The 23,945-nt window shown below is 48.0% G+C and carries 12 protein-coding genes; 6 read left to right on the top strand and 6 right to left on the bottom strand.

Features of this window, described 5'->3' with window-relative positions; genetic code table 11:
• Positions 1 to 778 precede the first annotated feature (778 nt).
• Entirely contained in the window at positions 779 to 1,198 is a 420-nt protein-coding gene (locus VB741_RS23695; RefSeq protein ID WP_323367693.1) for a hypothetical protein, read from the bottom strand.
• A 366-nt stretch (positions 1,199 to 1,564) separates the two neighbouring features.
• Between VB741_RS23695 and VB741_RS23690 the strand changes: the two genes are divergently transcribed.
• The 5 genes from VB741_RS23690 (at position 1,565) to VB741_RS23670 (ending at position 13,798) form a co-directional block, all read left to right on the top strand.
• Positions 1,565 to 3,853 (top strand): MASE1 domain-containing protein, encoded by a 2,289-nt coding sequence (locus VB741_RS23690; protein ID WP_323367692.1) that lies wholly within the window; start codon positions 1,565 to 1,567, stop codon positions 3,851 to 3,853.
• Between the two features lie 268 nt (positions 3,854 to 4,121).
• A complete protein-coding gene (locus VB741_RS23685; protein WP_323367691.1) occupies positions 4,122 to 4,361 on the top strand; it encodes a hypothetical protein in 240 nt (79 codons plus the stop codon).
• A 607-nt stretch (positions 4,362 to 4,968) separates the two neighbouring features.
• Positions 4,969 to 5,091: a hypothetical protein gene (locus tag VB741_RS23680; protein ID WP_323367690.1), complete on the top strand. Its 123-nt coding sequence runs from the start codon at positions 4,969 to 4,971 to the stop codon at positions 5,089 to 5,091.
• Positions 5,092 to 5,418: 327 nt separating this feature from the next.
• Entirely contained in the window at positions 5,419 to 9,558 is a 4,140-nt protein-coding gene (locus VB741_RS23675; RefSeq protein ID WP_323367689.1) for a PA14 domain-containing protein, read from the top strand.
• Positions 9,559 to 10,534: 976 nt separating this feature from the next.
• Positions 10,535 to 13,798 (top strand): G8 domain-containing protein, encoded by a 3,264-nt coding sequence (locus tag VB741_RS23670; RefSeq protein WP_323367688.1) that lies wholly within the window; start codon positions 10,535 to 10,537, stop codon positions 13,796 to 13,798.
• Positions 13,799 to 14,102: 304 nt separating this feature from the next.
• Here VB741_RS23670 and VB741_RS23665 read toward each other — a convergent pair whose 3' ends face one another.
• From VB741_RS23665 to VB741_RS23655, 3 genes are all read right to left on the bottom strand, one after another.
• A complete protein-coding gene (locus VB741_RS23665) occupies positions 14,103 to 14,327 on the bottom strand; it encodes a hypothetical protein (protein WP_323367687.1) in 225 nt (74 codons plus the stop codon).
• Positions 14,296 to 15,681 (bottom strand): aminotransferase, encoded by a 1,386-nt coding sequence (locus tag VB741_RS23660; protein WP_323367686.1) that lies wholly within the window; start codon positions 15,679 to 15,681, stop codon positions 14,296 to 14,298. Before VB741_RS23660 ends, VB741_RS23665 begins: the two co-directional genes overlap by 32 nt.
• Before the next feature lie 682 nt (positions 15,682 to 16,363).
• Positions 16,364 to 17,143 (bottom strand): SDR family oxidoreductase, encoded by a 780-nt coding sequence (locus VB741_RS23655; RefSeq protein WP_323367685.1) that lies wholly within the window; start codon positions 17,141 to 17,143, stop codon positions 16,364 to 16,366.
• Positions 17,144 to 18,041: 898 nt separating this feature from the next.
• Here VB741_RS23655 and ald point away from each other — a divergent pair.
• On the top strand, positions 18,042 to 19,133 hold the full coding sequence (gene ald, locus VB741_RS23650) for an alanine dehydrogenase (RefSeq protein WP_323367684.1): 1,092 nt from the start codon (positions 18,042 to 18,044) through the stop codon (positions 19,131 to 19,133).
• A 134-nt stretch (positions 19,134 to 19,267) separates the two neighbouring features.
• Here the strand turns inward: ald and VB741_RS23645 are convergent, their stop codons facing one another.
• The gene (locus VB741_RS23645; RefSeq protein WP_323367683.1) at positions 19,268 to 20,554 is read right to left on the bottom strand and encodes a sensor histidine kinase; all 1,287 of its coding nucleotides are present in this window, start codon (positions 20,552 to 20,554) and stop codon (positions 19,268 to 19,270) included.
• Positions 20,538 to 23,357, bottom strand: a complete 2,820-nt coding sequence (locus VB741_RS23640) for a hybrid sensor histidine kinase/response regulator (protein ID WP_323367682.1) — start codon at positions 23,355 to 23,357, stop codon at positions 20,538 to 20,540. The genes VB741_RS23645 and VB741_RS23640 overlap by 17 nt, the downstream gene beginning before the upstream one ends.
• Between the last annotated feature and the right edge of the window lie 588 nt (positions 23,358 to 23,945).

The raw sequence follows: 23,945 nt of genomic DNA, 5'->3' as shown, positions 1-23,945 counted from the left end.
ATTGTTGGGACTAGATTGGCGTTCATATTCCAACTCTAGTCCTATTTCCTGCTTGATGCTCTACAACCTCCAACTGACAATACTTCAGCCCCTTTACTGATGGCCGAGGAACACCGGTTACGCCCTAAGGCTAAAACAGTATATACAGATATTTTCTGGAGTTTATTCCAAGTCATAACAAAGCACAAAGACGTTATTTTGAGACTCTAAAATACTCCCTGATATCAGTTTTAGACGTTTACATAGCCGATAAGTGTCCCATCAGGATAGTTTGTCTAACTCCACTACAAACAGGTAAGGGTCCCACAAGGACAGTTTGGCTAACTCTACTACAAACAGTTAAGGGTCCCATCAGGATAGTTTGTCTAACTCCACGGGAGACGCTTCGCAGTAGATCCCCTTTCTCAAGACCTGGACCTCATATGGCTCAACGCAACCTTGCCACCGTTTAAGTCCAGATGTGGTTCCACCAAATAGGGCTTAAAGCCCAGTGCCGCATACAGGATCAAAGCTCTTGTATTGTCATTAAAAACAGATATATGGGGCCTAAGCCACGACCCCGATAAGCTGGGGCCACGATCACGCTGCCAATAAATGCAGCAGGGTAGTGCAATTTGCACGGGCTGATTGCACGGACTGATTGGCACCCATAACAACAGCGAATTACGGATAACACCTCAGACGTTACCCTAGCGGCCTATGATGTCGCTTGGCCGGTTCTGTTGGTTAAGCTAGAACAGATGATTGAATAATCCGGTTGTTTTTGGATGACCTTAGGCTAAACAGCTAGCGATAGAATTTTTTCGCTGTTATGTCGGCTGGAGATGGCCTGAAAAGGGGAGTTATCTAGGCTATGGCCATAAAATTTGGCAACAGCTTTTTTAACCAGTGAAGACAGCAGGCTGCCATTATTGAGGGCCTCAAAAGGGCAAGTGCCTAACGCTGGAAAAATTAATTGGCTGGGCAAAACTCCCCACTCGTGGTGAGACCATTTTTGTAGGTAATAGAGATTCCCCTGGTAAGTCATAGGCACGTACTGAAAGCGAATGTGGGGTATTTGAGGCTGCTCACGCGGTTGCTTTAGCAGGGTACAACCCTCGGTGATCAACACAGTTTGAATAAAATCAGGGACGCTTTTCCAAGCAATGGCACCGGGGTGTTTTGACCATTTGATGGGGGTGTTATTAACGGATTCCATACTAGGCTCACTCGATACTTCTTTACGTACATATCATAAAGGATGACTGTGAGGATGTTATGAAGAGTAACAACCATGGCAGATTAACGATATGTGACAACGGTCAAAATAGTTGTCAAACAAAGGCCAGTGGGCCACCTCTGGTCCCATTGATCGCGATTGTTAAGAAAATATTTATTAATTTTTATGGTTGGCCCATGGGGGTGAGCAGGGCAAAGAACTCTGGCTTAGGTCGCTTGGGTGCCAAACCCATATATCAATTTTGGGTACTCTGTCCTTACCCATCTACAATTTTTTCAGGGGTCTGCTGCGGCTATTCACGATTGGGCCCCAGCGCTGCATGAAATCCATGACATCTACCAACCTATGGCAAATGATCATCAATGGCACACCAGTTATTGGATGCGTGTCGGCGGTCTGGCGGTCTGTTTCTTTTTGACAGCCCGACTGTCCACCACGGCGCTAAATATTGAAGCGGCGGCCTCCCCCCTGTGGCCCCCGGCGGGCATTGCCTTGGCTGCGTTACTGCTCTACGGCCAAAACTTATGGGTTGGTGTGGCCCTGGGGGCACTGTGGGCTTCCTTGGCGGATAAGGTGCCCTGGTGGCTGTCCCTGATCCTATGCTTTGGTAGTGCGCTACAGGCCTTGGTGGGCAGTTATGTGCTTCGTCGTCGTTGGGAGCGGAGTTTACAGCTGTATGACTGGCAGTTGGATGATTTGCTCACATTTGTCAGTCTGGGGGTGCTGGTAACACCGATGATTAATGCGGTTTACAGTACATTGGTGGGCTATGGGTTTGGGATGATTCCGGCCCAGAGTGTGATCGGCAATGCCATGGTGATTTGGCTGGGGGATGGTATGGGCATTTTGGTGCTGACCCCGCTGTTGCTGGCCATTGCCGCTGGGCGACAACGGCAACAAACCTTGCGCATTGGCTCCCGCTGGGAGTTGGGGCTATGTTTGGGGATGTTGGTGGCGATTAGTGCCATGGTGTTTGGGGCCCAGACGGATAGTGCGATCGCAAAATACCCCCTAGAATACCTTCCCTTTCCCTTTGTGGTGTGGTCAGCCCTGCGGTTGGGGCTACGGGGCACCACCTTCGCCAATTTTTTAATATCTGTGATTGCCGTTACCGGCGCAGTGCATCGTGGCGGTCCATTTATCACCAAAGCTGCCGGTAACCTAGGCGAGGCCATGTTACTCCTCCAGACCTATGCTGCCGTCATTAGTTTGACCGCCCTAGTGTTGTCGGTGGTGGTCACAGAGCGCCAGCAAAGTAGGGCTAAATTAGCCCGTAGTAAGGCCAGCTTGGTCAATGCCCAACGCATTGCCCAGCTCGGAAACTGGGACTGGAGCATCGACATCAATGAAAAAGCACTAGATAAAACGATTAATCCCCCCATGACAAAAACGGACCTGATGGCGGCAACAACTGCCATAACAACAACGGAGCCTAACAATCTCTTGTTGGACAATTACTCCCTGGCTTGGTCCGATGAGCTATATACCCTACTGGGCTACCCCGTGGGGGCTGTCCCGCCCAGTCAGATGCTCTTTCTCGAGCGGGTCCACCCCGAGGATCAGCGCCGGGTGGGTTTAGCCTGGAATGTGGCCCGGACCCACCATAAACCCTACCGGCTAGACTATCGGTTGCTCCTGCCCGATGGCACGGAACGGGTGGTGGATGAGCATGTTCATGTGGAATCTGACCGCATTACCGGTACCGTCCAGGACATTACCGAACGGAGACGGGCGGAAGCCGCCCTGCGAGAGACGGAAACTGTGCGGGCTACCATGTACCGCTATCTGAGTCGGGACCTGGCGGAACAGTTGCTGAGTAGTAAAAACACCCAGCTGGGTGGGGCCAGACAGTTTGTGTCTATCTTATTTGCCGATATCCGCAGCTATACGGCCCTGACGGAACAGCTTACGCCAGAAGAGGTGGTGGTGCTGCTGAATCAGTACTTCGAGGCCATGGTGGATGTTATTTTTGCCCACCGAGGCACCCTGGATAAGTTCATTGGGGATGCCATTATGGCGGTGTTTGGCTCCCCTATTCCCCAGGAAGAACATGCGCAACAAGCGGTGCAAGCGGCTCTTGGCATGCAACAGCAGTTGACCCACTTTAATCAGCAACAAAAAAGCCAGGGACTGCCCACCCTGCAAATTGGCATTGGGATTAATTCTGACGATGTGATTACGGGCAATATTGGGTCTAGCAAGCGCATGGAGTTTACGGCCATTGGTGATGGGGTGAACCTCACCTCCCGCATCGAGAGCGCCACTAAGCTCTATGGCTGTGCCATTATTATTAGCGAAAATACCTACCACCTGTGTAAGGACACCATCTGGGTCAGGGAACTGGACTATGTCTGTGTCCGGGGTAAGCGGCGGCCGGTGCGACTGTATGAGGTGTTGGGGTTGCGATCGCAACCCCTCAGCCCAGCCCAGCAAGAACACGTTGCTCTCTACCAACAAGGCCGCACCCAGTATCAGCAGCGCCAATTTGACCTCGCCATTGAGACCTTTAGTCGTCTCCTCCGAACGACCCCCGAAGACCAAGCCACCCGTCTTTACCTCAAACGCTGCCAGCAGCTACAGCAGCACCCCCCACAAAGTGACTGGGACGGCTCTTGGCAGCTACAGGAAAAATAGGCTGATGGAGAAATCCGCCACCCTAGGTCTTAAATCTGACGGAGAATAGCCCTTGCTAAGCTACTTTGGCTCTGTTTTGCTTTATTTGTAAGGACAATGTGCCTAAATAACCCTTCCTAGGCTTGTTTAAATCCGTATAAAGATACTGTGTCTAAGTAAGGACATTGTCACAGTTGCAAAAGTTAATCTTTCAAGATGCTTTACCTTAAAGATATGGTGCATACCACTATTCTGTAGTCGTCGTTACAATGAATTGAGAGGTTGGGTGATGTTTGCCTTATGGATTGTCTTAGCAGTATTGACAACATGTGGTCTCCTGTGGATTATCGGTGATCGTCTGTTGCAACAGTCCCTTGCCCACGAAGGGATATGCCCCGTCTGCAATGGTGAAGGCGGCCCCTGTGAAACTTGCAATGGCTTTGGCATTATTGTTGACGCGACAAAAACTCAGTCACCGTTCCGTCAAGCCATCGGCAGCCCTCAAGTAGTTGACAAAGTAGAGCCGTAACTCACCTATTTTTTTATTTATCGCCATTCCGTAACGGGGCACCCACGGCAGCGGGCCTTTTGTATGGACTTGTTGCTACGATTTGAACAATCCAAAAAAGTGAGCTCCACTTCATCCTAAGCAACCTCCATCCGGAAGAAAATTCCACGAAAAAAAACTTCTAACTTATAGGTATGCCAGACTTTAAATCTTCACTATCTTTACCAATATATAGCTTATTTTCCCTCGGCAAAAGTATTTGAAACCCGATTGATTTCAATCGACTATATCCATAGAGAACTCGGGGCTTCTGAAAACTCTGGAGATGCCACTTTTCTGGCTGGCACATAGGAAAAAAAGAATTGGGCTACTTTATCCCAGCTTGATAGAACGTTTACCTAACGTGAAGGCAGGTATGCAATACTGAGTTTGTGTTTCACCTGTGGTTGAGTTCATCTACATTGTGCAAACGTGACTGCCTCTGTTTTCTTCCTATTTTGGGTCTCCGCCAACAATCCAGCCATTGATTGTTCCCAAAATGAGTTGAGTTGGAAATATTTTTGAGTGCAGCATTAAAGAAGTTCTCTCGGCTCTAAGTACAATATCTGTTCTGAACTATTTAGGTGTGATGTTCAAGTATTTAGACAACTGTTTGTATCGCTATTTCTTCCCTTTTGAGGGTGAATACGCCCATCCCCAGGGGGATGTCCATGCCTCTGTTCTAAAATTCGCAGCTTTACCCCAGGCGTAGTAATGTCGCCTACTTGATATCCCCTGGTACACCTCAGGTGTAATGATATCGCCTGGCGGTTTGTCAATCCATCGGAAGATTGGTCCTAGTTTGACATGCCTTAATTTAGGCACTGGCATATCGTTGGACAACAAAAATTGTTCGTCCCCTTGGGGAGATCTGTTTTGAGGATTTGAAAATTCTCAAACAAAGTTTTCTGATGCGCTGTATTTTCCCATGGTTCCATGCTGAAAAGCAGGAGGTCTAGCACCTCTGGGATTTGTACTGTCCTATGGGTGGGCTAACCAATACTTTAGCTAGATTCAGTTCATTTTTTGGAGAGTTTTTATGGATACTCAAATATTGGAGGAGAATATGACCAACATGGATGTCTTAACTGGGGTTTCCAAGAATGGAACGGGTAATGGTTTGAAGGCTGAATACTATAACAATAAGAACTTCACCGATCTAAAACTAACCCGCACCGATGCCACGGTGAACTTTGATTGGAAAGGAGGCTCCCCCGATCGCACCATTGGTCAAGACACATTTTCGACTCGATGGACCGGTCAAATCGAACCCCGGTATTCCGAAACCTACACCTTTGAAACAACCTCAGACGATGGTGTTCGGCTTTGGGTTAACAACAAACTCATTATCGATAAGTTTTTCAACCAAGCCTCCACTCGCCGCAAGGGAACCATCACCTTGGAGGCTGGAAAACGATATGACATTCGCATGGACTACTACGAGGACAAAGGTGGAGCCGTCGCCGCATTACGTTGGTCCAGCAATAGCCAAGCCCGTGAAATCGTCCCCCAATCACAACTTTACAGTACTGTTAAGCCTATCCCTACACCTCCGATAGATGGAAAGGGTAATGGCTTAAAAGCTGAGTACTTTAACAATCAAGATTTTACGGATCTGAAATTGACCCGCACTGATGCCACGGTGGACTTTCGTTGGAATGCAGGGTCTCCTGATGCCTCCATCGGTGTCGATACATTCTCGGCCAGATGGACCGGACAAGTCGAGCCTCGCTATTCCGAAACCTATACCTTTGAGACAAAATCGGACGATGGCGTCCGGCTGTGGGTCAACAATCAGCTGATCATCGATAAATTTAGCTATCAAGGAACTACACCGCACACAGGCAAGATCTCTTTGAAGGCTGGCCAACGTTACGATATTCGCCTAGATTATTTTGAGGGCAATGGTGGAGCTATATCTGAGCTACGCTGGATGAGCGATAGCCAAGCACGGGAGATTATTCCGAAATCTCAACTGTATAGTGCTGCCGTGACCCCGCCTGAGCCTCCTAATAATAATGAAGTGAATGGCTTAAAGGCCGAGTATTACAACAACCAGGATTTTACAGATCTAAAGTTGACTCGTACCGATGCCACTGTTGATTTTTACTGGGGTGATGGCTCCCCTAGTTCCAGGATTGATCGGGATTCGTTCTCAGTCCGCTGGACAGGAGAAATCAAACCGCTCTATTCCGAAACCTATACCTTTGATACAACCTCAGACGATGGCGTACGTTTGTGGGTGAACAACCAATTAATCATCGATCAGTTTACTTACCAAGCTTCCACTAACCACAAGGGCTCCATCACCCTAAAGGCTGGCCAACGATACGATATTCGCATGGAGTATTTTGAGGGGAACGGTGGAGCGTTAGCGGAGTTAAGCTGGTCCAGCAAGAGTCAAGCACGGGAAATTGTTCCAAAATCGCAGCTTTACAGTCAAGCCGTCACAGAACAGCCTTTGCCAGATCCCATCCCACCGACATCTGCGATCGCAGTGACCCATGCCCATACGGTCAGTTCAAATGTAGTGGCCCTACAGATTAAAACTGGGGAGGTGGCCCGTGGGAAACACGTCTCCTATAAAGCTGAAGCTAATGATAATATTCGCGATGATGGTTGGGTCTTTCGCAATGGTGAGGCCCTGGGTTGGATCATTAGAGGAGAACCAGACAAAATTTGGTTAGTCGATGAATATGTAGGACCCAAGCTCGACACCAACTGGGCGGATAATCTCAAAAACTATCAGATTTTAGATGCCAAAGGTGCTGTCATTAAGCCGGTCAACGTTTACCGTAAGAGTAAAATTGACGACATGGCCCAAACCGGTACTTGGAACTTCGAGTGGCCCACCAATCATATTGTTTACCTAGAACTCCCCAAGGAGTTAACCGTTGGTGAGACCTATAAGTTCAATTTTGCGGGGGATTTCCTTCAAGACACTGAGTTTGTCTATACACCCGAAAAAACCCGCAGTGATGCAGTGCATGTATCCCACCTAGGGTTTGATCCGGATGATGCGGTAAAAGTTGCCTTTTTATCTACTTGGATGGGCAGTGGCGGTGGTCTTGACTATGCTGCCGGTAAGAAGTTCTGGTTAATTGACCAGGCTACGGGGAAGAAGGTGTATGAAGGCAAAACCACCCTGTCTAACTCTGCCAACAATGCCGAGGATTTCCTCGGCAGAAACCATAGTGACACGGATGTGTTCATGATGGACTTTAGCGACTTCAAAACCGCTGGTCAGTACAGCGTATATGTCGATGGAGTGGGCACATCCTATGATTTTGAAATTGGAGAAAACACCTGGCGCGATGCATTTTATGTTTCAGCTCGGGGGATGTACCATCAGCGCAGTGGCATAGAACTGGAGCAACCCTACACTGACTATGAACGCCCCCGTTCCTTCCATCCCGAAGATGGGGTGAAAATCTATCAGTCCACCGTGGGATTGATGGATACCAGTATGGGACTCAATGGTCAGGTAGATGTATTTGAGGCCCTGAAGGCCGGTCGTACTGAGAAGATTGTTACTAATGCCTGGGGCGGATGGATGGATGCCGGCGATTGGGACCGTCGGACTCCACACCTAGATGTCAGTCGTTCTTTCTTTGAGCTAGTGGAGATCCATGGCAACTACTTTGATGGGGTGAACTTAAATCTTCCAGAATCCGACAACAATTTACCCGATATCTTAGATGAAGCACTTTGGGGACTAGACCTGTTCCGACGGTTGCAAACCAAGGAGGGAGGCGTTCCAGGGGGGATTGAGTCAGGCGGTCACCCGGTCATGTTTGAGGCTAGCTGGCAAGAATCCCAAGACATTATGGTGTACGCACCTGATATTTGGTCGAGTTTCTTTTATTCTGGGGTAGCGGCCCGGGCAGCCTATGTCTTGAAAGACTATGACCCACAATTGGCCCAGACCTATCAAGATAGCGCCCTGCGGGCGATGAATTGGGCTAATACTGAGTTGGCGAAAAAACCAGATGGACGCTATTTCCAAATTTATGATCAGCAAAACCTGGCAGCGGCAGAGCTCTATCGCCTGACAGGAGACACCCGATGGAACGCTCTGTTCCTTCAGACCACCGTCTTTAAAGATCCGAATAAGGATGTTTCCGTATGGCAACAACATGATCAGGCCCAGGCAGCCTTTGTCTATGGCCGCACCAACCACCCAGCGGTCAATAGCACCATTCAAAAAAATGCAATCAATGCCATGGTGCGACAGGCAGATTTTGAAATCAGCAACATGGAGCGCACCGGATTTAAGTGGAATACGAATCCCTGGGCACCCATTGGTTGGGATAGTTTAGGGGCTCCTAATACGGATATTCTGTTACGTACCCATGCCCTGACGGGAAATGCTGACTATCTGAATGCAAGCCTGCTGGCCAGTCAGTTTTCAGCCGGGGCCAATCCAGACAATATGGTATATACCACTGGAGTTGGCCATCGTAATCCCAAAGTGCCGCTGATAGCCGATGCCCGTGCCCTAGGTGAAGTGCCAACCGGTATCACGGTTTACGGTCCCTTAGATTTAAAAAATCCAAATGGCTATGGCAAAGATTGGCGCTGGTCCGTCGATTTGTTTGCGGCGGCGAACGGTCCTAGCCCATGGGAGTTTCCCACGGCGGAAGCCTATTTTGATTCCTACTACTACGTGCCTGTAACTGAGTTTACAGTCAGCCAATCGATTGGTCCGACTGCCTACACTTGGGGTTATTTGGCCGCCGAAGATGGGGTGGATGGGTTAACAGCTACGGTGCAGGGCAATCGGGATAGTAATCGGTTGACAGCCTCTGGTGAGGGTTCAGTCATTGTGGGTACCCAGCCCCTAGATGTCACCCCAGGCCAAGGGGAGATTGACGTTCTCACTGGTGGTCAAGGTGGGGATCTCTTTGTCCTCGGTAATGTCGGTCGAGTCTTTTATGATGACGGCGATGCAACCAAGGCTGGACTAGTTGATTATGCTCTGATCAAAGGGTTTAATGCCAAGCAAGGCGATCAGATTCAGCTCCATGGCACGGCTAATGAGTACTCATTAGGTGCAACGCCTGCTGGGTTACCTTCTGGGACTGCCATTTTCCATAAGACTGCAGGGGCTCCCGAGCTAGTGGCCGTGGTGGAAGCTACGGCGGCTAATGGACTCCTAGGGGCCTTGGCCTTTGTCTAACTGGCTAGCCAAAGATTACGTGGGAATAAATGAATCACCCCTAAAGGAGGCAAAGGCGTTAGGGAAAGGGAAGATTAGTGGCCCATCAGTTCCTGACAGATTAGTCTAGAGCCCATAACCGTTGAGCTAGGGTAATTTCATTACTCCTAATGTTTTGCAACAACTGCCCTGAGAATGACATCATTCTCAGGGCAGTTGTTTGAATGTGGAGTCTCTTTAGGACAAAGTTATTTACGCTACTCAAAAAATATACGGTGATTGAAAACAACGCCGAAACAGGAAGAAAATCATTGCCAAAAGAATTTCCTTAGTTTTGATGTGCCAGATTTTGAAGCTGTGTTTCGAAAGAATCTTTGAGGACAATAAAAAAGCTTAATTTCTGTTTGAGTGACGTTTTTAGGCCGTTTGAGCCATTTTTACCCCCAATCTCTTTAGGTGCTCAAAAAACTAGTCAGGGACACTTTTTGGATTGGCACGTACTGCTGCAGGTAATCGATCGGCTTTATCTGAACTTGATAGAACGTTGATGAAATGTAAAGAAGAATATGTAATACTGAACACGTGTTTCACCTGTAGTGCTGTTCACCGAAATAAACACATTTGTCTGGCCTTGCTATCTGCTTGTTTTAGACTTCTTCTGATAACAATATTTGCTGATTGTTATCAGCAGGATTGAACAAGAATAAAGTGCCAGTGCAACATTAAAGAGGATTTTGGTAATATTAAGTTCACTATTTATTCTAGATGTCTTGGATATATAGTGCTGCAAGCATTTCGCTTCAATATATTTACCGAATTTATAACCCTGGTTTTCGGTAGCAGAGACAACAATATTTTTGTGTTCTCTATTTCAGCTTTCAACTACCTTGGCCTTGTTTTTTTAGCAGGCTGATACATTCTTGGCTTTTTGTATCATCGCCAACCGATCGTGGCACCAATCTAATTCTGTTCTATTTGTCATTTGGAGAGATTTTTGATGGATACTTCCATGCACAGTCACAACGCACACCATGTTCATACAGATGAGCCCGGTAAACAGTCAGAACATTCTGCCGTCCATAACCTAATCACCGCCCACAATGCCACCCACACCGCCATCAAAAATGGATCTTGGTTTGCCGCCAGCACCTGGAAAGACGGCAAAATTCCTGGAGCGAATGCCAAAGTAGTCATTCCCAAAGGAATTCACGTTGACTACGACGCTGTTAGCAATACCCGTTTGTTTGGCCTGCGGGTCGATGGCCACATAGACTTTGCCACCGATACCGATACCCAGATGATCATCGATACCTTTTTCGTGTCGTCCGACGGTGCCCTCACCATCGGTACAGAAAAAAATCCGGTCAAGGGCAATGTTAAAACCAAGATTCTCATTGCTGACAACGGAGCCATCAATCGGCAATGGGACCCGGAGCAGCTCAGCCGAGGAATTATTTCCCATGGTACTGTTTCCATTCATGGTCAAGCCAAAACATCCCACCTCAAGGTCGCTGTCGATCCCTCCGCCGGAGATAAAACATTAACCTTAGGAGAGGTGCCCGTAAATTGGCAGGTGGGCGATCGCATCATCCTTACCGGCACCCAGTTCATCACCAATGGGACCCAAGATGAAGAACGAACCATTACCAGTATCAATGGCAAACGTATCACCTTAGATAAGGCACTTACTTATAATCACGACACGCCGAGAAATGACCTCAAGGCCTATGTCGCCAACCAAAGTCGTAACATTGTTGTAGCCACCGAAAATGCAGACAAGCTGCCATCAAATCAGCGTGGCCATGTCATGTTTATGCACTCGGACAACGTGGATGTCCGCTATGCCGAATTTAATGAACTGGGTCGCACGGATAAATCTAAGCTCATCGATGACTTCAAACTCACCAACGAGAATGCGCCTAAGCGTATCCTAGATGGCCAAGGCAATCCCATTACCGGGGCACGCAACAATATTCGAGGCCGCTATGCCTTGCACCTCCACCGTACGGGGGTGAACGGGGCCAATGATCCCGCCGTTCTTGTCGGTAATAGTGTGGTAGGTTCCCCCGGTTGGGGAATTGTCCAGCATGACAGCCACGCCGTGCTAGAAAACAACCTGGCCTACGATGTGTTTGGAGCCGGTATTGTTAGCGAAACGGGAAATGAAATTGGCGCTTGGCGCAATAATATCTCCATCAAAAATGAAGGCCGTCCTCAAAATGAAAAGGGTGGTGCCTATAACCAAGACCTAGGCTTTGGTGGTCACGGTTTCTGGTTCCAAAGTCGTCTAATCGAAAGTGAAGGTAATGTTGCCGCAGGCAACAGCGGCTCAGGTTTATTCTACTTCCACCGAGGAATCGATGAAATTGAGCCCCTGACAGAGAACTTAGCCATAGAAGCTTGGGCGAAGGGACAGGACACGCTTAAAACCAGTGATTCCCCCATCATGGGGTTCAAAAACAATGAAGTGTTTGCCTCCGGCAATGGCCTCTCAGTGATCAAAAACTCCCAAGTCCAGAAACATGATGGTCGTACGGTCCTAGATGGATTCAAGGCATGGGAAGTGGCCCAGGGAAGTGAGCTACAGTACACCGCCCACTACACCCTCAAGGACTTTGACCTATTGGGCACAGAGACATCGTTGCACAAGCGAGTTTTGAATAACGGTGTCCATCTATTCCATAACGTCGAAGACTTTGTATTCGACAACTTGAAGGCAGAAAAGTTTGCCAACGGGGTTAATTTCAATAAAGAAACCCGGGTGGTCAAACCATTAAACAACTGGGGCTATTTCTTTGTTGATGCCCAGGTCAAAAACAATAAACAGGATTGGGTCAATCTTGACCGCAGGGTGGATAAGTTCTTAAGTAGCAAAGACCTTACCCCAGGCAGACTTAGTTTCCAAATCGATAACGCTAAGAGCGATCTGGTGGCCACATCCGGTGCTAGTGAGGCTTTGGATACCGTGTCAATTGTGGGCACCAAAACCGACTCCCTCGGTACCATCGCCCTGCCCTTTGGCAATGAGAACCTAGGGTATTCCCCCCATCAGATGCGCAGTATTGTTGCCGATCAGGGCTACTATACGTTACCTAATGGGCAGCAGGGGGTGGTGCTTGATGAATACATTAGTGACCGCCTAACCGGTGATACCCGCAAATATAGTTTTGTGGCGGTGATAGAAGACAAAAATTGGACTAGAAATGCTCGTAACCTCGGAGCCCTCAACCCCAGCCAGCTGCAACAGGATAATAAGGTTATTCCCTTTAATGCCTTCGCCTTTAAGCACCCATCATTTGCTGAGGATAAGATCAAGGTTGACCTACCGCCTACGGCACCCCCAAAACCTGTGGTTCAACCGCCACCTGTGGTTCAACCGCCAGTGATTACCAGCGGTAATAACACGATTCGAGTAGAGGCAGAACTCTACAACACCAATGACTTCAAGGATGTCAATCAGGCTAACCAAGGTGGAGCTGGTGATGCCCTCAGAAGGAACCTAGCTGTGGATGTGGCCAATGGTCCCCAGGGCAGTCTGAATGTGGGCTGGATTAATAAGGGAGAATATCTCACCTATACCATTAAGGTGCCTGAAGATGGACAGTATCGCCTAAGTGCCAATATTGCCTCAAACATAAAGGCGAACCATGGATTGAAAGTGTCAGTGGATGGTCAGTCGACCACGGTTAACTTTAGCGGAACCGGCGGCTGGGGGAAGTGGCAGTCCGCCAGGGGAGCTGGGTTACTAAACCTAAAGGCGGGGACCCGCACCCTGCGGGTAGATATGTTGAGTAACGGGTTTAATCTAGATTTTCTAGACCTGAAAAAAGAGGCGTTGACCACAACCGTTCAGGGCACTGCGGGTAGTGACACTCTGTTGGGCACCCAAAAAGACGAGGTGCTCATGGGTGTCCAACCGTTGGATATAACACCCGGACAAGGAGAAATCGATATCCTTCTTGGCCAACAAGGGGCCGACCTTTATGTTCTGGGTAACAGGGATCGTGTTTTCTATGATGATGGCAATGCTAGCCAATCTGGTTTGCAGGATTATGCAGTTATCCAAGGGTTTGCAATAACCGAAGGCGACAAAATTCAACTGCATGGTTCAGCCAATGAGTATATCCTGGGGGCCTCCCCCAAAGGCACTCCATCGGGTACGGCCATATTCCATAACGCAGGTGAGGTGCCGGAACTCATCGCGGTAGTGCAAAATACGACGGCGTCAAACTTAGCCGGGGCATTTGCCTTTGTTGCTTAGTTCCTCCCTCACGCCATAGGCAGCCGACCTAACAGCCCCTTAAAAAGAGAGCCATGGTGCATCAGAATCGATGCACCATGGCTCTCGCTTATTTTGTGGTTTTATAGGCCATATAGCTTGGCGCACATAGTTCAAGGCAGAGATGATCGTTGAAAGTTTTAATTGACAACAGCTATGGGCGCAGCAAACGGCTGAATACATTGAGCAGGTTGCGATAGAGTCCGCTCAGCGAAGAAATAACAGACTTTTTTTACAACAGGTTTTTTATTATCTCTTTAACCGTTGGAAAATTTATGCATGTCATTTATGCCAGCCTACATACAGTCTCTCCACCTTGTTCAATCAAACCGTAAATCATGCCCGACGTAGAATGGCCAACCGCATATTTTCCCATGCGATCAATCACAATCACTTGTTGATTCACTACCTCAAGTTTTGGGAGGTGCCCCTCCCGACTAGATTCATCTCCTAATTCAGCAACGCTGATTTGAACAACATCAGGAACTTGGCAAAGCAAAAATGGCATCATAGAGAGTATCTGCGAGCCGATCCGCCTCTGCTCGGTTCATCACCAACGGTGGAGCCAGGATCAGCACATTGGTAAAACCAGGGATTGTATTTGTATTGCGACCAATGATTACGTGTTTGTCCATGCAGTGCTTAGTTACTGAGACCATGGCATCACTATCTAAGGGGATTTTGCTGATCTTATCTTGTACCAGCTCCACTCCCAGCAGTAATCCCTTGCCCCTGACATCCCCCACATTGGGATGATCTAGCAGCCGCTGCAGCCTATCTAGCAGATACTCACCCATTTCAGCTGCTTGTTCACACAGGTTTTCCCGCTTTAGAATTTCGATGTTTTTCAGGCCGACGGCGGTGCAGACAGGGGTGCCACCATAGGTGCTCACATGGCGAAAATGACTGTCGCTACTGGGATCATCTAAAAAGGCTTCAAATATGAACTGCTTTACCACTGTGGCGGAGAGGGGCATGTAGCCACTGGTCAGACCCTTGGCAAAGGAGATAATGTCAGGCTCCACCCCCCAGTGTTGATGGCCAAACATTTTCCCGGTACGGCCAAAGCCACTGACGACCTCGTCGTAGATCAGGAGAATGCCGGTGCGATCGCAAATTTCCCGCACCCCCCGCAAATACCCATCCGGCGGCACAATCACCCCACCACCAGAAATCACAGGCTCCACAATCACCGCCGCAACAGACTCAGCCCCCTCATAGAGAATGGTGTGTTCCAGCTCCCGTAGACAGGCAGCGTTGTATACATCCTCTGACTGTCCATCCCCAAACCGATAGTAATAGGGAGGACTCACATGGAGAAAACCTGGCACTAAGGGCTCAAATTTGACCTTACGCTCAGCTTGTGCAGTAGCACTCAATGCCCCCATGGTGTGCCCGTGATAACCTCGGTAACGAGAAATGATCTTATAGCGCGAACCGGAACCCGCTGGTGAGGTTTGAGCATGGTACTGACGGGCAATCTTAAAGGCTGTTTCATTGGCCTCCGAACCACTTGTAGAGAAAAACACCTTCCCCTCATAGCCCAGTAGTTCCAGTAGCTTGTGGGCCAAACGAATACCGGGCTCATGGCTCATGGTGAGGGGATAATAGGCCAAATTCACCATCTGCTCATAGGCCACCTCCGCCAGCTCTTGACGGCCATAGCCCACATTGACACACCACAAACCAGAGATACCATCAAAATACTCAACGCCATCAGTATCCGTCACATGACAGCCCACCCCGCGAGCCATACACTTAGGAGGCTTTTGAGAAAATGGCTTGTGCTGCACCAAAGCATGCCAAAGAGACTCGGCATCCATTTTCCCTAAATCAGTCTTGTCTGGATTCAAACTAGCAAACATCAAAAATGATTCCTAAAGCGAAAGAGGACTTTTCACAGCACTAAACTTTGTCCAAGATGAAACCAGGGTAAAACCGATAAATCCCTTCCGGCCAAAACGACCATCCTGACTATGAACAAGGTTTAAAGTGCTTTGATCACGGGGTGAACTCATATAACTTTTACTAATATAATAAAAGTAATCAAAAGCTCTCTTCTGTATATTTGCACACGATTAAATAAAGATTTTTCTTAAGCAAAACAAACCCTAAACCCTACATATTTTAAGTCATTAAAATGTGCACAGCAAAGTTAAGCACCTGTCAATCAAGGCGATTTCTGTCAGTTTAAAGATCTTTTTGCTCGCTGATAGATATAAGCCAGAAACAATCAACCGTATTCCCACTATTGACAACAAAACAGTGATGACCTTTCAAAAATATTAGGATCAAACTTCTTGGCAAAGAAAACGCCCAAAAATAATCCCGACGGGAAAGTAGGCACCCCAATTAGGAATTGACGGATAGTTTCTGCCGAGATTCGATTTTGAAAACCCTGCCCGATCAGAACAAAACCAACCCTCACAACAGGCCTGTAACAACCTTACGATCAAAGGATTGACGGCAGTAGATGCATAATATGAGGTTGTTCATTTTGGCTAAAGGTCGCTCCAACGGTTGTGATGACAATGATCACCTCCATCGTTATACCGAACTTCGGTGAACGTGGCTTACCGAAGACTGGTCCGTCGCCATGACAAAAATTTCGCTGATATTGACATGGGCCGGTCGGGTCACCGCATACAAAATCGTGTCAGCAATGTCGTCGGGGGTGAGGGGCGTCATCCCTTTATATACAGACTTAGCCCGGTCATCATCCCCACGAAAACGCACATTGCTAAACTCTGTTTCCACTAGCCCCGGTTCGATATTAGTTACCCGCACGGGGGTGCCCAATAGGTCTATTTTCAGCCCCTCCGATAGGGCCTTCACCGCTGATTTTGTTGCACAGTAGACACTGCCCCCGGCGTAAGTCTGTCGAGCGGCAATGGAGCCAATATTCACCACATGTCCCTGCCCTCGGGTCACCATACCAGGAACAATGGCCCGGGTCATGTACAACAGCCCCTTGATATTGGTATCAATCATTTCCTCCCAATCTTGGATCGAGGCTTCGTATTGTTTTTCCAGACCTCGGCTCAGACCGGCATTGTTAATCAACACATCTACTGATTGCCAGTCCGGTGGTAGTCCTTCAATGGCCGTCATAACTGCTTGACGGTCTTGGACATCGACACAAAGGAGTAGGGTCTGGGCCTGATAGGTTTGTTGCAGTTCGTCTGCCAAAGCCTGCAGTTTCTCCTTCCGACGAGCGGCCAAGATAAGTTTGGCTCCGGCTTGGGCAAAAAATCGGGCGCAGGATGTGCCGATGCCACTGCTAGCGCCGGTAATGAGAACGCATTGATTGGTTAGGGATATGGCCATAGGGAATAATCACTCCTGATGTTGTAGTAAAGCCCATATTTATCTTGGGTTTAAACCCCTGCACTAATTGAGGAATGCCGATAGCATCCATTTTACGGGAGGCTACTGCTTCGAAAACCATAGGCGAGTTGAACCACTCTGTGGCTTGTCCCAAAACGTGCTCCTAATACTTCTACCAACGTATTTCCCCACCCAGGAATATGTTGGTAGAAGCAAGGCCTAAACTCTTCAATTTGCCGCACTTTCTCGGCATTGATAAAGTCTAAGCTCTACTTTCTCGGCATTGATAAAGTCTAAGCTCTAGGTAAATCACCTAGAAACGGTTGTAGATATCTACAAATGAGTACATAACTTTTTCCGGGTAACTGTTCCGATAACCCTATCGAGCTAATACTGACTGCCGTAAACCTATGGTTTAGAATGCTTTAGATTGGCTACTCCCAACCAGTGCATAGGTCTACCTAGATACCACAGCATAGGGCGAACCGACACCGTTCCATTTGAGCAAATGCTTATGAATCCGCCCCTCTTTGGTATACAAATTGGCGGGCACATGGCCGGGATTTAGAGATGAAAAGTAGATAGATAGCACCAACATCTTTCGAGGCCTGTGTAGCGAACCTTCAACGTAGCAACGTTAGCAAGGCATCGTTAAATTTTTTGTATCATAGTCTACTGACTGACGGTTTTTATCAGTTTTTACCATTTATCATTTGTTATCAACCGATCATAATTCGATTGTTGAATGTTCAGAATTAATGTTACTGTTCAGACTGTCAATATTAACTGAGAGCAGGTGGTTTTCCCCACACCCCCGCCTGAGCTCAAAAAACATTGAAACAACAGAAATAAAGCATATTTAGAGCGTATTTCTAACCTATTAGGAGGTTAACTTGTCATGAGAATTGGACTGCCCAAGGAAATCAAGGATCAAGAATTTCGAGTGGGTCTAACGCCTGCAGCGGTGACCGCACTATGCCAAAGGGGACATCAAGTGATCGTTGAGGAGAATGCTGGCCATGGGGCTGGGTTTACCGATGCTGACTATGCCGCTGCGGGGGCAACATTGGTGGCGAATCCGGCGGTCCCATGGTCCCAAGCTATGGTGGTCAAGGTCAAGGAACCTCAGCCCTCGGAGTATGGTTACTTCCGCGATGATTTACTGCTATTCACCTATCTACATTTAGCGGCAGAGCCTACGCTGACAGAGGCTTTGGTGGCCAGTGGTGTGTGTGCGATCGCATATGAAACCGTCATGACCGCCGACGGCAAACTCCCCCTCCTCACCCCCATGAGTATCATTGCCGGACGGTTGGCCGTGCAGTTTGGGGCGCGCTATCTAGAAAAGCAGCAGGGCGGTCGCGGTGTTCTGCTGGGCGGTATTCCCGGCGTGCAACCGGGGCGGGTGGTCATTCTTGGTGGCGGTATTGTCGGCACAGAAGCCGCCCGCATTGCCGTGGGCATGGGGGCTCAGGTCCAGATTCTAGACATCAACATTGACCGGCTCTCCTATCTAGAGACCCTGTTTGGTTCCCGGGTTGAACTGCTCTGCAGTACATCGGCCCAAATTGAACGAGTTGTTCCCGACGCTGATTTACTGATTGGTGCAGTGTTGATACCGGGTCGTAAAGCGCCCACCCTGGTAAACAAAGCCCTCGTCGCAAAAATGCGTCCTGGGTCGGTGATCATTGACGTTGCGGTGGATCAAGGGGGCTGCATTGAGACCCTGCGACCCACCTCCCACACCCAGCCGACCTATGTTGAATCGGGGGTGGTTCATTTTGGGGTGCCCAACATGCCAGGGGCCACCCCTTGGACGGCTACCCAGGCCTTGAATAACAGTACCCTACCCTATGTCATGAAGCTGGCCGAACTGGGCCAAGATGCGTTGATCAAAGATCCTGCCCTGGCCCATGGGCTGAATGTGGCTAATGGCAACATTGTTCATCCAGCGGTGCAAGAGGCCTTTCCGACGAAAGTAGCGGTCTAACCTATAGCTTTGCGCCCACCGTTCACGCCATCGTGCACACCATGGATGAGCGCCCATAGCTAGGCCCAAACTGACGGGTATGCCCCCAAAAGCTGCTCGAGCGAGTTAGGCAACTCTACTTGTGCATCTCTTTTTTAGAACGGTAGTCCGATACAGAACTCAGTGCCCTGTCCCACCTCAGACTGTACGGTCAAGCTGCCGCCATGCTTTTCCACGATGATTTTGCGTGCGATCGCAAGGCCCAGCCCCGTTCCCGTACCCACATCTTTAGTCGTAAACAAATGGTCAAAAATTCTTGCCTTGACCTCTTCTGTCATGCCTTTGCCATTATCTCTAATCCGAATGTGCACCGCATTTTGTTTAGCGCACAGGCTGGTTTGCACCGTAATTATTTGAGGCTTATCCTCTAACTCAGCAAAAGACGAGTACTTAGCTGCTTCATCAAAGACATCTATGGCATTGGCCAAGAGATTCATAAACACCTGATTGAGCTGCCCTGGGAAGCAGGCAATATCAGGTAATTCACCATAGTCTTTGACCACATCAATCGTAGGGCGATGCTCATCGGCTTTGAGCCGATATTTCAGCAGTAACAGGGTACTATCTAGCCCTTCATGCAAATTAGCCCTGACTTTATGCTCCTTGTCAGCCCGGGAAAATGTGCGCAGACTAGTGCTGATCGACACGATCCGTTCCATCGCGCTGTTCATTGAACTCAGCAGTTTCGGAAAGTCTTCACAAACGTAGTTCAGATCAATTTCTTTTGCACTCTCCTCTATCACTTCCCCAGGCTGGGGATACTGTTTTTGATAGAGTTCTAGATGCCCCATAAGGTCTTGCAAATAACCTTGAGCATTATCGATGCTGCCATTGAGAAATCCAATGGGGTTATTAATTTCGTGGGCAATGCCCGCTACTAGATTGCCTAAGGCAGACATTTTTTCACTCTGAATCAACTGTAGCCTCGACTGTTGCAATTCGTCTAAAGCCGCCTGCAATTTAGCGGTGCGCTCAGTTACCTGGGTTTCTAAATGCTGGGTCAAACGCGTCACTTGTAGATGAGTCCGGACTCGAGCTAAGAGTTCAGGTTTTCGAAAAGGCTTACTGATATAGTCAGCAGCCCCCAAAGAAAATCCCTTTACAATGCTCTCATGATCTGAAAACGCGGTAATGAAAATGACCGGAATACTTGAGGTACTGGGATTAGCTTTAATTTGACGACAGGTTTCAAATCCATCGATGTCCGGCATTTGAATATCGAGTAAAATTAAATCTGGGACATAGTGTTCTAATCGTTTTAGCGCCCGCTCACCACTGATTGCCGTGGCCACTATGTAGCCTTCATCCGCTAAGGATTCAAGGATGACTTCTAAATTCGATGGGATATCATCTACTACCAAGATCTTAGCATTTTCCGGCATGGATAGGTCCCTCTGCTAAATACTGTTGGAGCAATTCCTCGATTTCCTCAGACTTAAATTGCTTAACTAATGGCATTATAGACTCCGTAAAAGGGACGTATACACTATCGCTCGCGACTAATGCTTCTAGCTCTTCTCTGAGGGCTCTGAGGTTTGCTTGCGAGGCCATATCTAGTAAAGTTTTTAGCGTCTTAGCTTCAGGTAAAACCATTGCAGTCGACGGTGATGCTTCGGCTGATTTATCTGCTAAAGCTTTATAAATCCACGCCAAATTTAGGTGAGTGGCTAAAACTTGGAAAAGCTCTCTTACATCCACAGGTTTTGCCAGAAAAGCTTCACCGCCTTTATCTAAAGCCTTCTTCTGGTCTGCTGGAGAAACTGAAGCTGAGGAAACAATCACGGTGGTCTGGTTGAGATCGTCTGCTGCACGAATGCACTGCAAAAACTCAAACCCATTCATCACCGGCATCACCAAATCAGTAATGACCAAGTCAATCTGTCCAGACCGAAGTTCTTTTAACCCTGCTTGACCGTTCTCCGCTTCAATGATCGTAAAGCCAATCGGTTCTAGTAAATTTCGCAGCACCGCTCGATTTTCCCAACGGTCATCCACAACCAAAATCTTATAACGCTTCTCTTCTGAAGGGACCTCGCCGGTGATCGTATATCCAATAATTCGCTCACTCCCTGTAAGCATTCCTTGTTGCTCTGCCCAATCGGCAGCTAGGGGAAGATTTGCTGAGAAGAAAAATTTGCTACCTTCACCCAGCCGACTCTTCACTTTGATCCTATCTCCCATCAACTGAACAATCTGCTGACTAATGGCGAGGCCAAGACCCGTTCCTTCTGCTTGCTTATTAAGCGCACCCACCTGCTCAAATGCCTGAAATAGTTGAGTCAGGTTTTCAGCCGGAATCCCCACGCCCGTATCGATTATCTGAAATAGGAGAGACACTTGATGCTCCAAAATCTCCAGCACATCCACCCGTAGGGTGACCGAGCCACTATCGGTAAATTTGATCGCATTACCTAGTAGATTAATGAGCACCTGCCGCAGACGCTTCTCGTCGACTTTAACCCCCTCTGGTAAACGAGAACTCGGCTGATAGATAAATGCAATCCCCTTCTGCTCGGCTTTGATTTTGCAAATTTCCACCACACTTTGCAACAGAGAGGGCAAGTGCGACGCAGTCGGCACAAGTTCCAATTTGCCCGCTTCAATTTTAGCAAGATCTAAAATATCATTAATCACTGTTAGCAGATGGGTCCCGCACTGATAGATAACGTTGACACCATTCTGTTCTTTCGCAGGTAATGATTTAGACCGGCCCATGATTTGGGCATAGCCCAAAATTCCATTCAGCGGTGTTCGAAGTTCATGACTCATATTGGCTAGAAAGTCACTTTTAGCCTGGTTCGCACTATCAGCTTGCTCCTTGGCAATGACAAGTTCAGCTGTGCGCTCCTGAATACGCTGTTCTAGGTGATCAAAAGCGGTTTTCAGCTGATTCACCATCTGGTTAAAAGATTGGGTCAACGTATTGAGTTCTGAGATCGCCCCATTCTGCCCATATTGCTTGAGATCCCCTGCCGCAACGTCCTTAGAGGCTTGTGCCAAACGTAATACTGGCTTAGCGATCCACTGCGATGTCAAAATGCCAAGGGTTGCACTGACCAACAGAGCCAGGATAGAGAGCTGAATAGTCCGACGTGTATTCGCATCGATTTGGGCCATAAAGTCTGATTCAGGCACAGCGACGACCACAAGCCAGTCTAGGCCTGTTCTGTTATCTAGCGGAATCACACTGACAAACTGACGCTTGCCGTCAATATCAAACTCAATTTGTTGTTTGCTGCGGATATCTTGTAGGTTAGAAAACTGTTTTTGTAGGGCCTGTGCAGTGTAATTTATGAGCGGATTGTCACTCTCAATTGCTTTGAGCCGTTGAGGATCTTCTTCCCCTGGCACAACTATGGATGCAGACCCAATGGAACCACCGATCAGAGAACCGTCACGCTCAATCACAAAGACTTGCCCGGTTTTGCCAACCTGAATTTGTTTCAAAAAGTTATCAATGCCTAGCAATGAGAAATCAACGGCCACTACCCCTTGTAACTCACGGGCCGCATTGTAAACTGGCTGACTGGTGGTGGTCCCTAAATATCCCTCAGGGAATGCATATATTTCTGTCCATACGGCTTGCTGGGCTGCAACAGCCTTAGGGTACCAGGGCCGAGTTCTGGCATCATAGTCCTCTGCAATGATGGCTCCTGTTTCGTAGCTTGGTTCAGCGGTTGCATTTCCAACGGAGTCTGCGACGTAACTATACAAATCACCCGATTTGAGTTCCGGGGTGTATTCAATCACAGGTTGTTCATCAAGTGCATAGATACCTGAGCCCACCATTCCACCTGCAACATTGCCAAAGTAAATATACAGTGGCACTTCTTCTCCCAGGCTCCGACTTTGGTTCCAAAAATGCCATGACAGTTGACTAAGGTCATCAATATCTACCTTATCTAACCCGATCATCTGAGCATTCATCTGATTGATTTCAATGGGCTTAGCCATGAAATCAGTGAGATATCCTTCAACCCGTGTGGCTACTTCCTCACGTAGCTGATTCGCTACACCGTTCACTGCATTTTGCCCGTTTCGAATTGATAAGTAGCTGGTAGTGCCAACCGCAGCAATAATTTGCAGTAAAAATGGCACAATTAAAACCAATCTCAAAGGCAACCCAGACGATGATTCCTTAGGATTACAGCCAGAACTAGCGAGTTCTTGATCAGATGAGCTCATAAAGTCAGATTTCCAACTTACGTATGACTTATACAACCTTGCTAGGTCTAAGGAGGCACAGCTACCCCTCTATCCAAAGGTGTGGCAGAGGGTATGGCAACGCATGGTGACTTTTGTAATTGCAGTATATGGGGAAGAAATCATGCTGGAATACCTCAAAGTAATTGAGCGAAGACTCTTGATGTTAATTCTATATATTAATCCTTGGCTCAAAAGCTGTTTCAGGGAGGTGGACTAAGGCAATAGCGTCTAAGCCTTACCCAAATAGCATTTCAACCGTTTCACACATTCCAGGCTAAAAGCCATGTATTGCCAAGGTTTCAATCATTTTTGGATTCAGACCTCCCTGCAATCCGTATAGAGCCTAATTTTTTCATATATCAATTCTCGTGATTTGGAACCTTTTATCAGATTACCCAAACGGAATTGTGGCCGCTCAGGAGCAAGTAAGGTCAAGGGAATACTAGACCTCTTGCATAATAGTTTCTATGGTAGATTTTTAGGTTTTGGTTCATTGCTTTACACCTAGGCAGATGAACTACGAAGCCACCCAAACCCTTAGCAATTCAAAGTTTAAGCGTCGATTCG

The sequence above is a fragment of the Leptothoe sp. PORK10 BA2 genome (genome assembly GCF_034932105.1).
Taxonomy (GTDB): Bacteria; Cyanobacteriota; Cyanobacteriia; order Phormidesmidales; family Phormidesmidaceae; genus Leptothoe.
The sequence above is the reverse complement of the archived record's forward strand: the minus strand, read 5'-3'. Positions and strand labels throughout refer to the sequence as shown.